The sequence below is a fragment of the Alkanindiges hydrocarboniclasticus genome (genome assembly GCF_001982605.1).
In the GTDB taxonomy this organism is placed as follows: Bacteria; Pseudomonadota; Gammaproteobacteria; order Pseudomonadales; family Moraxellaceae; genus Alkanindiges; species Alkanindiges hydrocarboniclasticus.
Genome location: NZ_MLCN01000011.1, coordinates 1 through 14035, shown reverse-complemented (window position 1 = coordinate 14035; position 14035 = coordinate 1). Strand labels below are relative to the sequence as shown.

The following is a 14035-nucleotide window of genomic DNA, read 5'->3' as shown; positions in this document are numbered from 1 at the left end:
ACTCCAAAAACAAGCATTTGCCATGCTTATTGGGGAGTAGATTATCACTTATATGCGTGGTCTAAAATCCTATACCCACATCAAAGCCACTATTTAGGCCAATGCTGGTGATATCTATCAATCATAAATTCATGCTCATGCTTACCTTTATGATTGTGCTGCAATAAATGCTCGTGGTCCTGCGGTAAATCAGGATGAGTATGCTCTAGAATTAAATCATCTTTTCTTGGCCAGGTAACAAATGCGACGACCATGGATACGAGGGCAATGAATGCCATAGGCACAAAAGTAATCAATGTTCCAAAGTTTGTACTTAACCAGCCCACTAATGGATAAGTGATTAACCAACAAGCATGGGAAAATGCAAATTGAGCTGCAAATAGTGCTGCCCGGTTTTCACTTGAGGCAGACTTTCTAATAAGACGTCCAGTGGGTGTTTGAGAAACCGAATAACCAATGCCTAATATAAACCAAAGTGCTAATAACCAAGCATAGGTAGAAATAAAGTAGCCACTCAGTAATCCAACGACGAGAACCACAGTCCCTGAAAGCATGACAGCTCTATCATTCAATTTATCTAATATTTTTGGCAATGCAAATGCAGCAAGCATTGAGCCTAATCCAAATAAACCAAATGCCCATGTCGTCGCTTTTTCCGTCAAGCCAAAGGTCGTTTGAACAAGAACGACTGTATTTACGATAACGACTGCACTGGCTGAAGCAATAGCGAGATTTAAAGCTAACAATGCTTTTAAACGAGGTGTTCTGAAATATATTTTTGCGCCTTGTTTGATCCGGTTATATACCCCGATAAACTCCGGCATTTTCGCATTTGGTAATTTTGCACTGACTACAAATAATGCTGAACCGATAAATCCAACCACAGTTCCCAAAAACAAGTTGTGATAACTCATCACTGTGAGTAATAAACCTGCAAGCATCGGGCTTATAATGTTTTCCAGATCGTAGGCTAAACGAGACAGAGATAAAGCCTTTGTATACTCTTCTTCTATGGGTAAAACTTCCGGGATCATGGCCTGGAATGTTGGGGTAAAAGCGGCTGAAGCAGACTGTAGAATAAAAATCAAAATATAGATTTGCCAGATTTGAGTCACGAAAGGCAGACACAATGCGGTTAAAGCTCGAATGACATCTAAGCCCACCAAAACTTTTTTTCTCGGTAATCTTTCAGCAAATGCGGAAGCAATGGGTGCGACCCCAATATAAGCAATCATTTTAATTGCCAAGGCAATACCCAGGACCTGCGCTGCCTGCCCTTTTGCGATGTCATAAGCCTGTAAAGCTAGAGCAATAGTAATGAGTCCCGTACCAATCAAAGCAATGACTTGGGCTAAGAACAAATGCCGATATGTTGTATTTTTTAAAACTTCTAGCATTTTAGGGACTCCTATTTAGAACCTAATATTTATGCTAATTAGAATCTCCTTGGAGTTTAGTCCAAGGAGATTGATTAAAACTTAGAAGACCTTCTTCATTTCACTGAATTGACCTTCTACGTTTAAAGTGACCGTTACTGTACTTTCAGTACGATTACGCCAGAACCAACCATGCTTACCATCAAAGGCTGCGGTTAATGTTCCAGATTGCTCAGTTTCATTTTTACCTTTACCGTAACCATGATAAAAGTCTTTTGGCGCATTTACAGGATCGCCATGCGTGTCATAGTTCAGACCACCACCTGAAGATTTCCAATCAAAGCTTACACTTGCATCTTTAGGCATAGCCAACTTAACTTCAGTTGCCTGGTTAGGTTTTAATTCGATAGAGATCGATTCTTTCTTAATAGCGGGCATTGTATTTGAGCTATCATTTGTTACAGCAGCCTGAGCAACCGAACTATTAGCAGTATTTACTGAAGGGATCTGAGGGGTCTCTCCCATTCCATTCTCTGATTCAGCCGCTAAAGATTGCTTGATTTCCCCCATTTTGGTTAAACCCAAAACTTTACCTACACCAGTAGGGTCAATAGCGTATTCGGCTGGCATTACACAAGTCACAAGAACAACAACGGCACTCACCGCAGCAACCACAGTGGATTTAATCAGTTTCTTTGAAGAGGGTAATTCAACATCTTTTGGAATTTCAGCGTTAAACATAATTTAGATCCTTATTGAGTAATGAAGCCAGTGAGTTGGTAGCCAACAAGTAGAAAACCAAGGAACATCAAGAAGACATTGCTTTGATATGCTGTTCTGAAGAAATAAGGGGTTTTTCTCCACATCGTCATAAGCAGTAAAATGATGGCTAATGCCATGAGTTGCCCTAATTCGACCCCGATGTTGAATGAGATCAGATTCGCAAGCAGGCCATCATCTGGCACTTCATATTCCTGAATTTTTACAGCTAAACCAAAGCCGTGAATCAAACCAAAAATCAGCGTGGCAATTTTTGTATTGGGCTGGAATCCAAACCAGCGCTGATAAGCACCTAAATTATCTAAAGCTTTATAAACAATAGAAAAACCAATGATTGCATCAATAATGTATGCATTCATCGAAATGTTGTAATACACCCCTATCAGCATGGTAACTGAGTGACCGATGGCGAACAGGCTGACATACAAACCAATATCTTTCATACGGTATAAGAAGAAAATAATACCGACCAGAAATAATAAATGGTCATAACCTGTAACCATGTGTTTGGCGCCCAGATAAATAAAGGGGATCACATGAACACCGTAGATTTCCTGTATATAGCCTTTGTCACCCTCTGCAACTCCATGAGCAAAAAGTGCAGGACTTATCAAGACCATACATAAAGCAATCAACAGCTTTAAATAGGTTTTGAGTTTCACATAATGTGAATCAATAATTTGCATCTAAATCAAACTCCAAAAATTAAAAAATGGTTCAAAAAACTCATGATTTTTTTGGAGGTTTAAAAATACGACTTGCAAGCAATAGAGCGTATTTCTTCGTACGGTCAAATATTTGCGCACCTAACAGAAGCAAGATGAGTGCTATTTCTTTGAGAGATGCAACATTAGAAAAATGTTCGTAATAGGTATCTTGATGATGATGTGAATGTTGCTGATTTACCTCATGATGATGAGTATGAATCACATCTACATAGGCATGCTCTTGAAAGCGGTTTTCAGTCGCATGCTCGTTAAAATGCAGACATAGTGCAAGACTGATGATGCAAACCAGCCACATCATCACATATCTCATTTTTGAATCTTGCACTATTGCCATCATATTGAACTTCTCTACCCTTTCTGCTCAGCGAAATCGTCAGATTTTTTCTGAAGAGCTTGGTTAAACCAAACATACAGGGTGGGCAGAATAATCAAGGTAAGTAGCGTTGAGGAAATAATTCCCCCTATAACAACGGTTGCAATTGGACGCTGTACTTCTGAACCAATCCCCACGTTTAAAGCCATAGGGATAAAGCCCAAAGAGGCAACCAGTGCAGTAATCAGCACTGGCCGCAAACGTTCTAATGCACCATGTTTTACTGCATCAATCAGCCCTTCACCCTGATCACGCAATCTCTGAATGGCCGATACGAGTACCAAACCATTGAGTACTGCAACACCCGATAAAGCAATAAAACCAACAGCAGCCGAGATAGAGAAAGGAATATCACGGAGGGCTAAAGCAATGACGCCACCCGTTAATGCAAAAGGCACACCAGTAAAGACCAGCACACTATTTCTGATATTGCCTAAGGCCATATAAATCATTGCAAATATCAAAATCAAAGCGATGGGTACAACAATCATAAGTCGATTAGAGGCTGACTCCATTTGTTCAAAAGTACCGCCCCAAGTGAGCCAGTAACCTTCTGGCATTTGGAAATCAGAGTTTAATTTTGATTGTGCATCAGCAATGTAACTACCGATATCAGTACCACGCACGTTTGCCGTGATCACAATACGACGTTTACCATTTTCACGAGAAATTTGGTTTGGTCCTTGAATATTCTTCAATTCAATCAATTCGGACAACAATACACTTGAACCATCAGGCAAACTGACAGGAATTTGATACAGTTTTTCCAGGTCAGTTACTGAGTTTTGATCCATCCGCACAACAATATCGAACTTACGATCTCCCTCAAAAACCTTACCTGCTGTTTGCCCCGTAATCAGACTGGATACTTGCTTTTGTACATCTTCAGCATCAAGACCGTAGTTGGCGATCATGTCTTTTTTAAGTTCAACAGAGACCATTGGAAGCCCACTCATCTGTTCAACTTTTAAGTCGGCTGTTCCATTCACACCTTCTAAAATTTTCGCTGCAGCATTTGCAGATTCAAGCAACTGATCTAAATCATCACCATAAATCTTCACTGCAACATCTGTACGGACACCTGAAATCAGTTCGTTAAAACGCATTTGAATCGGCTGAGTGAACTCATAGTTGTTGCCATAAACGCCTTTTGCCACACGTTCAATATCGGCAACGACAGCTGATTTTTCCTTGTCAGGATTCGGCCATTCGCTACGTGGTTTCAATATCACAAAATTATCAGCGACGTTTGGTGGAACTGGGTCAGTCGCAATTTCAGCTGTCCCCACTTTGGCAAACATGGTTTTCACTTCAGGAATTTTGACGATTTCTTTTTCAAGCGCATACTGCATTTCAACAGCTTGAGTTAAAGAAGTTCCAGGAATTCGAAGTGCATGTAATGCCACATCACCTTCATCTAATGAGGGAATAAATTCGGAACCTAAACGAGTTGAAAGACTCGCACTGAATACAAAGAAAATTGCTACGAACGCGATCAGCTTATAACGATGACTCAAAGACCAATCTAAAATTGGGCTATAAACTTTCTTAATGAAATGAACAATCTTCGATTCCTCTTCCTTAATTTCGCCTGTCGTGACCAAAGCCACCATTGCAGGAACAAAAGTAATCGAAAGAACCATTGCAGCCACGAGAGCCATAACAACTGTAGCTGCCATCGGTGTAAACATCTTGCCTTCAACACCAGTAAGCGTCATGACAGGCAGATACACCAAGATGATGATCAACTGACCATAGAGAATGGCTTTTCGTGATTCCTTAGTCGCTTCAAAAACCGTCGTGAATCGTTCTTGACGGGTGAGTATTCGTCCTAATTCTTTCTGCTTCATCGCTAATTTTGCAAGTGAAGCTTCAACAATGACGACAGCACCATCGACAATGATCCCGAAATCTAGCGCACCTAAACTCATTAAGTTTGCACTGATTCGTTGATTCACCATGCCTGTAATGGTCATGAGCATTGATAAAGGAATCACCATCGCAGTGATGAGCGCTGCACGGAAATGTCCAAGAAATAAGAAAAGAACGACAATAACGAGGATTGCACCTTCTAGAAGGTTTTTCTTCACCGTGTCTATCGTCGCATCAACCAAGGTTGTACGGTTATAAACTGCTTTTGCCTCAACACCTTCTGGCAATGACTCTTGGACTTTTTGTAACTTTTGATCTACCGCATGAGCAACATTTCGCGAGTTTTCTCCAATCAGCATAAAAGCTGTACCCAGCACAATTTCCTGGCCATCTTTTGTTGCAGCGCCTGTACGGAGTTCGTGTCCAATAGAAATCTTAGCTACATCTTTTAAACGCAAGATATAACCATTGCTTGTGGTGATCGGAATATTCTGAATTTGCTCAATCGAACTGATTTGAGAATCAGAACGTATCAAGTACTGCTCACCATTCTTCTCAATATAGCCTGAACCTTTATTCATGCTATTTTTAGAAATAGCATCCAAAATAGTCTTTTGATCTAGACCAATACTTCGTAAATACGCATAGTCGGGCTGTACAACAAATTGTTTTAAATAGCCACCAATCGTATTGATTTCATTCACACCTTCGACATTTCGAAGCTGAAGCTTGATCACCCAATCCTGAAGTGTTCGCAATTCAGTCGGTGAAAGTGGAGTCGGGTTGTTTTTTGCATTTTCCACCGTGTACATGAAGATTTCGCCAAGTCCTGTAGAAACAGGACCCATAGAAGTCGATATACCCCCGGGGAGACTTGGTGTAACCCCTTGCAACTTTTCATTCACTAGCTGACGGGCAAAGTAAATGTCCGTGCCTTCCTTAAAAATCGCAGTCACTTGAGATAAGCCGTATCTGGATACTGATCGGGTATAGTCCAGATTAGGAATACCAGCCAAAGCCGTTTCAATTGGGTAGGTGACCTGGGACTCCATCTCGGTTGGAGATAAGCCCTGGGCCTCACTGTTAATTTGAACTTGTACGTTGGTAATATCGGGTACAGCATCAATTGGCAGTTTAAAATAGTTGTAAACGCCAAATGCCCCTATGAATAGGAAAATGATCAGTACCAGCCAACGATTCTTTATCGAGAGCTTTACAATTTGGTCAAACATAAACGCTACTCCTTAATGATCATGAGTAGCGCCAGATTTACCCAGCTCTGCTTTTAATAAATAAGAATTACCTGCTGCATAAATCTGCCCTGCTTTTAGACCAGATTTAACTTCAACAAAACCATTAAATTTATCGCCTAACTCTAGAGGACGTGCTTCAAAGTCATTCCCGACACGAATAAACACCACATCCCAATCACGGAAGTTTTGCAAAGCATCTTCACGGACAACCATCGGTTTCATGCTCTGGTTTTCAAAGATTTGTGCAGTGATTAACTGCCCTGAACGCCATTTAAACTGGTTTGGAATTTCAATAAAGACTTGCGCAGTTCGTGTTTTTGGATCAATCACATCACTGATATATTTGAGACGTCCCAACGCTTCTTCTGTGCCTGTTTGAGTTTGAGGCTTAACAGTTACTTTATTGTTTGGATTAATGGCATCCAATTTATCTGCTGGCACATTGACCACAGCAAGAAGTTGAGATGTATTGGCAATTTTGAACAATGGAGATGATGGCGTTACATTAGAACCAACTGCTCCAAGCACTTGTAAAATCGTACCTGACATTGCGGCTCTGACTTCAATTGTTCCATTACCCGCACCTCCATAAGAGCTGATTAAACTATTGAGTTCATTAGCCCTAGTCTGAGCATTTTCAAATTCACGTTTGGCATTGATGTAATCAATTTCAGGTGAAACACGCTTTTGGAATAAAGCTCGTTCCTGCTCCATCTTTTTACGGGCAAATTGTAAGATATCCAATGCAAGAGTACGTTCCGCATTAAGACGAATTAAATCTGGACTTTGTACAGTCGCCAAAAGATCCCCCTGATTCACTTGATCGCCAATTGAACGGTACGTTTTTATTAATGTTCCGCTCGCTTTAGGGGTAATAAAACTTTCAAAATTATCAGGAAATTTCAGTTCACCTTTGAGTTCGAGTGCATTTTCAAACATCATGCGTTCAACTTTTAAAAGTTCCAAACCACTGCTCTTGATACTGCTATCAAGCATAGTGACTCGTCCCTCTTTGGTATCCCATTTCCAAGTATGTTTTTTACCTTGATAATCAACATTGATCACCATCAAGAATGAATGTGGCTCATAGACAATTTCATTCCCAATCAAGTAATCACTTTCAGGCTTAAATGAGATGGTTTGTTCTGCATCAAGACGCTTGATAAAAATATTGGCATTAATCTCTTCTGGTTTTAATGGCTTATCTTTAAAGTAGCCATACACCCGTAAATGAGGCTCTACCCCTTCCTCGAAGATTTTGACTTCAGCAGCAAAATCACCATCGCGATATAAACGGCCCCCATGCGGGCCTTTTTCATCTCCTACTACAGCAACTTTTTCTTCAGCCCCTTCACTATGACTTGAAGTTTCGGCTTTATTACCCGTTTTGTACCAAGCGATTGCACATAAAATGACTAATAAAGCGATAACACCTGTAGTAATTAAAGTATTGGTTAGTTTATTCATATTTTCAGGCCTTATTCTTGATCTAAATTGGTCACATAATTTCGTTCAACCTCTGCAATTTGATTTTGCAAAGCCAACCACAAATCGAATCGAGCGAGATGTTTATCCAACCAAATTTGCTTAATACTATTGAATTCAAGTAAAGAGATTTTTCCTGCCTGATAGCCCATTTCAGCAATTCTCAAACTTTCTTTGGTAGCAGGAAGTATCGACTGATCATAGTTTTTGATCGAATCAATCAGGTTGGATACTTCAATAGACTTATTTTCTAATTCAATTTTGGAGTTACGGTTTACGAGAATAGAACGAGTTTCTGCATGCACTTGCTCAGCTTGCGCAAGTGCAATTTTCCCCTTATTTCGATTAAAAACAGTTAATGGAATTGATGTAGAAACCAGGAATACTTTGTCGTTGGTTTCCTGATAGTTCCTTACTCCTAAACCCAGCGTAATATCTGGCACGGCTTCTTTTTTAGCTAATTCATACTGGGTTTTAGCCAGTTGAGTTTTAAGCAAGGCGTCTTGTTCAGATAAGCTCACTTTATCCGCAAAGTTAATGCTTAAAGGAACTTCAATTGCTTGATCAGGTAATACAGATATGAATTTGGAACACAGATTTTTTTGAAATTGAACTTTCTTCACTTCGTTCTGATAACGTAGTTTTGATTCAGACGATAAAGCTGAACTCAATTGAACATCAGATGGAATAACTCTACCAAACTTCAATTTTTCATTCAGAACATGGGCTTGTCTCGCGTTCATCTTGCTTTCGGTAGAATAAATTTCTACCCGTTTTGAAGCCGCATACCAATTTGCCATACAAACACGAAAATCGGCTTTTAATTCTGCCTGACGCTTCAATGCCTCAAATTGGTTGTTATTCCCTTGAAACCCTGCCAACTGCCTACGCAAAGCGCGTTTATTATTGAGAGGAATATCCTGAGACAAACCAATCATCGTCGTTGGCCCATCAAGATCTTTAAGGTCTGAATTACCTAAATTGTCTAATTCAAGATTAAACGTAGGATTATTAAGTCTACCGGCATATTTCTGATTTATGGCATATGCGTTTTGAGACTGTTGCAAACTCTTCAAAATTGAATCGTTTGAAATTACCTGTTGTTGTAGCTGAACGTAATCAGATGCTGCAAATAATCGAGTCGTTGCTGCTACTAAACCACAGGCAAGAAATATCTGATATTTTTTAGACATGACTTTACCTATACAAAAAAATGGAAATTATTTTTTGTACAGAAAAATCAATTTCTTAGAACAATTAAACCTTTTGTAAATATATAGGAATTACAAAGATATTCTATCCTTTTCCTAAGTGCATAGGATCGAACGGGTCGTTCAAAAAGACTCAGGAAAAGCAGAATGAGAGGGAGGGAAAAACTCAAGAGAAAAACTGGATCAATGCTCATTTGGTCTTTAGCTTGAACCGGTGGAGTAGAATGATGAAAAGGTGCTTCATCATAACTGGTCCAGTTGTGATTTTTAGTATCTTCTATTAAGACTTGCTCTTCAGCATGATGAATAAGAGACCATTGGCTGGAACTGTCTGTTTCAACTGAGATAGTCACATCATGATGATGATCAAGATTTTTAGCTATAACTGGCGCCCATTTGTAAGCTCCCGTTGTTGTTATCGCAAACAAAAACAGGACAAACGCAAGAATAAGTTTTGAGAACTTATTATGTGGCATACGAAAAAATCATCTCGAGATTCGCAGAAAGCATACTGAATAGAACTTCAAAAGTAAATTGTTACCTAAGATAAAAACTATTTGTATTATTTTTAGAAAAAAGTATGAGTAAGCTACCAAAGATAAGTACTCTAATGTTTGAATTCCTCAACAACCTTATTTTAGAATTATCTTATTCAATACCCACTACTGTTGTTATGCCTGTAATAAGGATCTCATTTCCAAATATATAAAGTGAAGCCAACAAAACTTTAAATGTATATAAAAAAGGGTTAAATAATTGCAAGGGGGGCTTTAAAACGTTTTAATCGTAAAGCATTTCCTAGTACAAATATTGACGAGAGAGCCATTGCACCAGCAGCAAATACAGGAGAAAGTAGCAGTCCAAATTGCGGATAAAGTACACCTGCTGCAATAGGAATCAGAGCTGCATTGTAAACAAATGCCCAAAATAAATTTTCACGAATATTGGTTATAGTCGCTTTGCTTAAAGCGATAGCATTTGGCACTCCTTTCAGGTTGCCAGACATCAAAACCACATCAGCAGCTTCAATAGCTACGTCTGTACCTGTACCTATTGCTAAACCAATATCTGCTTCTGCAAGTGCAGGGGCATCATTAATGCCATCTCCAACATATGCGAGTTTACCATATTGATTTTTTAATTTTTTAACGGCCTCTATTTTACCTTCTGGTAAGACTTCTGCAATAACCTCATCAATACCTAGTTTTTTTGCAATCGCTTGAGCTGTATGACGGTTATCACCTGTAATCATGGCAACCTTTAAACCTAACTGATGTAACGCTTCAATTGCAGCAAATGTTGATTCTTTAATTGGATCTGCTACAGCAATAATGGCAGCAAGTTTCTGGTCAATCGCAACATAGAGAGGGGTTTTTCCTTCTTCTCCCAAACGATCCGAAAATTGAGAAAAAACATTAGGATTCAAACTTAGTTTTTCCATATATCGATCTGCACCAATATGAACCAAATGCTCAGAAACCTTCGCTTCTATTCCGTAGCCAGTCACTGATTTAAAATCAGCAACAGGAGACAGGATTAATTCCTTATCTATAGCGGCTTGTACAATTGCTCGAGCAATAGGATGCTCAGACTTTGATTCAACGGCTGCCATAAGTGAAAGTACGGCATTGTATTCAAACCCTTCTAAGACATGCAGATCGGTTAAAATTGGTTTCCCTTCAGTCAGGGTCCCTGTTTTATCAACAGCAACCACTTTAGTTTCTTTGAGCAGCTGCAAAGCTTCCCCTTTACGGAATAAAACACCCATTTCAGCACCACGCCCAGTTCCCACCATGATTGATGTAGGTGTTGCAAGTCCCATTGCACAAGGACATGCAATAATGAGTACCGCAACTGCATTAACTAAGCTAAACGTTAGGGCTGGCTCAGGGCCGAAGATAAACCAAGTAATAAAAGTTAAAAGAGAGAGACCCATTACTACAGGTACAAACCACATGGTAATTTTATCAACCAATGCCTGAATCGGCAGCTTGGAGCCTTGGGCCTGCTCTACCATTCGGATGATTTGAGAAAGCACTGATGAACTACCAACAGAGGTGGCTTTGATATTTAAGCTGCCACTTTGGTTAATTGTTCCTCCTACCACAGTAGAGCCTATCGTTTTTTCAACGGGCATAGGCTCGCCAGTAATCATGGATTCATCAATAAAACTTTGGCCGTGAATAACTTCACCATCGACAGGGATACGCTCGCCTGGTCTAATCTCTACAATCGTTCCTGTTTGAACTTCGGCAATCTGAACTTCTATCACCTGATTATTGAGCTGTATTCTGGCAACTTTAGGCTGCATTCCAACTAGATGTTGAATTGCTAAAGACGTTCGGCCTTTTGCCTTGGCTTCAAAAAATCTACCTAATAGAATTAAAGTGATAATAACCGCTGCAGCTTCATAATAAACATTGACCGTGCCTTGTGGCAGGACACTTGGAAAGAAAGTAGCAACCACTGAATAAAGATAAGCAGCCAATGTTCCTACAGCCACCAAGGAATTCATGTCTGGTGCTAAGCGGAATAAACTTGGGATGCCCTTTTTGAAGAAGCGTCGGCCTGGAAAAATTAATGCTACTGTGGTCAAGAAAAATTGCATTAACCAGCTATTTTGTTGGCCAATGTTATCCATCATAAACGTATGAAAGGCGGGAATCAGGTGTGATCCCATTTCTAAAATAAAAACGGGTAGAGTCAATAAGACTGACAAAATTAAATCTTTTTTAAGTTTTTCTAATTCAATATTTTTTTTATCTTGAAAGCTTTCCGTAGTTTGATGAACTGACTTTGCTTCAAACCCTGCTTTGGTGACAGCCTGAATTAACGAGTCACGAGTGACAGATGAGCTTGCCTGAATAGTCGCTTTTTCAGTAGCCAGATTTACATGAGCTGATTCCACACCCTCAACAGATTTTAAGGCCTTTTCTACTCGACCTACACAAGAAGCACATGACATACCCTCAATCGTAAGCTCTATTGGTAGCAGCGCTTCCACTTCGTAGCCTGCTTTTTCTACGGCTTTAATTAAAGTAGCGCGGTCAAGTGGTTGATGCGCATAAATGACTGCTTTTTCGGTAGCCAGATTTACATGAGCCGATTCAACACCCTCAACAGATTTTAAAGCTTTTTCCACACGGCCTACACAAGAAGCACATGTCATCCCCTCAATTTCTAATGTTTCACTGTAGTGTGGCGTATCAGTCATTTCGGTACTCATATACGATCTCTATCATTTAGATATGCTGAGTTCTATATGCGAAGATCAGCTCGAACCAAGATTAGGGGGAATTCAGGGATTACTTTTATTTCAAGCAAGTACAGGTTTTATCTGTACGATGAGGAAAATAAGAGAGAGTAAAAGTGGTAAGGAATTCCCACTGTTACTCTAACAGAGATTAAGCAGGATCAGCTGTAAATCCACGCTCACTGAGAGTGGCAATGACTTGATCCTGACTCACCGTTGTGTTGATTTCAACAATACGGTTTTGTAAATCAATATCGAGTGAGGCATTCGAGTCGAGCTCTTTAATTGCGGTAGTAATGCCGCGTGCACAACCACCACAAGTCATATTAGCGATGTGAAATTTCATATGTTGCTCCTTTTTAACAAAACATTTGTTGAAAACATTAGAACAGTAACTCTAAACTTTCACCATACAACCAGCCTTTTTCTGAATCAGTTACTCGCTGTAACTTGGTCTGTTTACAACCTTACAGTTTTCTTCAGAGTATTCCAAAGAAGAGTGTTCTAATGACTACAGTAAAAGTACTTAACCAACATTAATGTGACTTTAAAATGACATTTTTGTCATCTACGATCACTCTGAAATTTATAAGATTAGTTATTTCAATCAATGGTAGTGAACTGAATAGATGAGACCGTTATGGGTTGAAGATAAGCTAAAAACCGGTGACTACCTTTATGTATAATGCCTCATGATGCGATTTTACTGTTCTGATTGTCGTAAGTTGGCAGTCCAGTAGAAACTTTATTGCTCAGCTACAAAAGATAAATGCAGTAATGTTAAATTTCCTCAATTCCCTTATTTTGAAATTCTCTTATTCAATACCCACGACAGTGGTTATATAGCCTGTTGTTAATAGAATTGATAGACCTAATAACATCTCAAATAAAATGGCATGACTAAGGTGTTTAGCGAACTTAGGATGTTGAAGACGCGGGGTGAAATACCATTTGTTGAAGGCAGCTAAAAGTAGAATACCTATAACAAAAAACATTTTAACCATGAAACCATAGCCATATGCAGTATTGATTAAGGTATTAAAATCTTTAATTAAAAGAAGAGCTACACTAGCGCCACAGGCGATTAATATCCCAACAATGAAAGCAGCAATACGTCCAAATACATGCATGCGATCTTTTAAAGGTAAACCACTTATTTCCCGGCTGGTTTTCCATAACGGATATAAAGACCCCATCCATAACGACATAACTAGAATATGGATTGATAATAAAATTTGAGCAAGTAAGGTTAAATTAGCGACATGTCCGAGCTGGGAAAAACTAGAAATAATCGGGAGAAGTAAAACACAAAATATTGAACTTTCAATTATAGAAAAATGACCTTTGTTCCTGTTAAGTTTAACCACCATGAGAAGAAGTAAAAGAGCAAAACTAATAGAACGAAGAACGTATATATACCCCGTCGGAGTATTAACCAATATATTAATATACGTGGGGTCCACCATCCCTGTAATACCAGTATTGGCAAAACTACCAATCAGAATAAAAAATCCCAAGGTACTGGAAATTAGGCCTAATCCAGCGCCAATTGTAATATATTTAAGAATCGATTCTTTTAGTTCAAGATATTGTCTAAGTAAAAAATAGCAAAAGGCTCCACCAACGACAAAAGCTACACTTAAATATAAAATAACCTTAGTTAACCTGAATCGCGGATAAGGAATTGACTTGAAAAAAGAGTGG

Annotated in this window: 11 protein-coding genes; all 11 read right to left on the bottom strand. The window is 39.2% G+C overall.

The window, feature by feature from the left end:
* Positions 1-89 precede the first annotated feature (89 nt).
* The 11 genes from BKE30_RS04880 to BKE30_RS04830 all read right to left on the bottom strand — a co-directional run bounded on the left by BKE30_RS04880 (position 90) and on the right by BKE30_RS04830 (position 14016).
* Positions 90-1397, bottom strand: a complete 1308-nt coding sequence (locus BKE30_RS04880) for an MFS transporter (protein WP_076877508.1) — start codon at positions 1395-1397, stop codon at positions 90-92.
* An 81-nt stretch (positions 1398-1478) separates the two neighbouring features.
* Entirely contained in the window at positions 1479-2117 is a 639-nt protein-coding gene (locus BKE30_RS04875) for a hypothetical protein (protein ID WP_004761007.1), read from the bottom strand.
* Positions 2118-2128: 11 nt separating this feature from the next.
* Positions 2129-2842: a HupE/UreJ family protein gene (locus tag BKE30_RS04870; protein WP_005403916.1), complete on the bottom strand. Its 714-nt coding sequence runs from the start codon at positions 2840-2842 to the stop codon at positions 2129-2131.
* 40 nt (positions 2843-2882) lie between these two features.
* Positions 2883-3221 (bottom strand): hypothetical protein, encoded by a 339-nt coding sequence (locus tag BKE30_RS04865; protein WP_005403915.1) that lies wholly within the window; start codon positions 3219-3221, stop codon positions 2883-2885.
* 11 nt (positions 3222-3232) lie between these two features.
* Complete coding sequence (locus BKE30_RS04860; protein ID WP_076877507.1) at positions 3233-6361, bottom strand: efflux RND transporter permease subunit; 3129 nt, start codon at positions 6359-6361, stop codon at positions 3233-3235.
* 12 nt (positions 6362-6373) lie between these two features.
* Positions 6374-7849, bottom strand: coding sequence for an efflux RND transporter periplasmic adaptor subunit (locus tag BKE30_RS04855; RefSeq protein WP_076877506.1), 1476 nt, complete (start codon positions 7847-7849; stop codon positions 6374-6376).
* Positions 7850-7860: 11 nt separating this feature from the next.
* Positions 7861-9060 (bottom strand): TolC family protein, encoded by a 1200-nt coding sequence (locus BKE30_RS04850; RefSeq protein ID WP_004664008.1) that lies wholly within the window; start codon positions 9058-9060, stop codon positions 7861-7863.
* 47 nt (positions 9061-9107) lie between these two features.
* Positions 9108-9554, bottom strand: a complete 447-nt coding sequence (locus BKE30_RS04845; RefSeq protein ID WP_004664005.1) for a hypothetical protein — start codon at positions 9552-9554, stop codon at positions 9108-9110.
* Positions 9555-9826: 272 nt separating this feature from the next.
* Entirely contained in the window at positions 9827-12304 is a 2478-nt protein-coding gene (locus BKE30_RS04840; RefSeq protein WP_076877505.1) for a heavy metal translocating P-type ATPase, read from the bottom strand.
* A 178-nt stretch (positions 12305-12482) separates the two neighbouring features.
* Entirely contained in the window at positions 12483-12677 is a 195-nt protein-coding gene (locus tag BKE30_RS04835; protein WP_004281879.1) for a heavy-metal-associated domain-containing protein, read from the bottom strand.
* 469 nt (positions 12678-13146) lie between these two features.
* On the bottom strand, positions 13147-14016 hold the full coding sequence (locus tag BKE30_RS04830; RefSeq protein ID WP_076877530.1) for a copper resistance D family protein: 870 nt from the start codon (positions 14014-14016) through the stop codon (positions 13147-13149).
* Between the last annotated feature and the right edge of the window lie 19 nt (positions 14017-14035).

Bases quoted from the DNA above. Each gene is read 5' to 3' on its own strand.
- BKE30_RS04880 (WP_076877508.1), bottom strand. From the start codon at position 1,397: ATGCTAGAAGTTTTAAAAAATACAACATATCGGCATTTGTTCTTAGCC.
- BKE30_RS04875 (WP_004761007.1), bottom strand. From the start codon at position 2,117: ATGTTTAACGCTGAAATTCCAAAAGATGTTGAATTACCCTCTTCAAAG.
- BKE30_RS04870 (WP_005403916.1), bottom strand. From the start codon at position 2,842: ATGCAAATTATTGATTCACATTATGTGAAACTCAAAACCTATTTAAAG.
- BKE30_RS04865 (WP_005403915.1), bottom strand. From the start codon at position 3,221: ATGATGGCAATAGTGCAAGATTCAAAAATGAGATATGTGATGATGTGG.
- BKE30_RS04860 (WP_076877507.1), bottom strand. From the start codon at position 6,361: ATGTTTGACCAAATTGTAAAGCTCTCGATAAAGAATCGTTGGCTGGTA.
- BKE30_RS04855 (WP_076877506.1), bottom strand. From the start codon at position 7,849: ATGAATAAACTAACCAATACTTTAATTACTACAGGTGTTATCGCTTTA.
- BKE30_RS04850 (WP_004664008.1), bottom strand. From the start codon at position 9,060: ATGTCTAAAAAATATCAGATATTTCTTGCCTGTGGTTTAGTAGCAGCA.
- BKE30_RS04845 (WP_004664005.1), bottom strand. From the start codon at position 9,554: ATGCCACATAATAAGTTCTCAAAACTTATTCTTGCGTTTGTCCTGTTT.
- BKE30_RS04840 (WP_076877505.1), bottom strand. From the start codon at position 12,304: ATGAGTACCGAAATGACTGATACGCCACACTACAGTGAAACATTAGAA.
- BKE30_RS04835 (WP_004281879.1), bottom strand. From the start codon at position 12,677: ATGAAATTTCACATCGCTAATATGACTTGTGGTGGTTGTGCACGCGGC.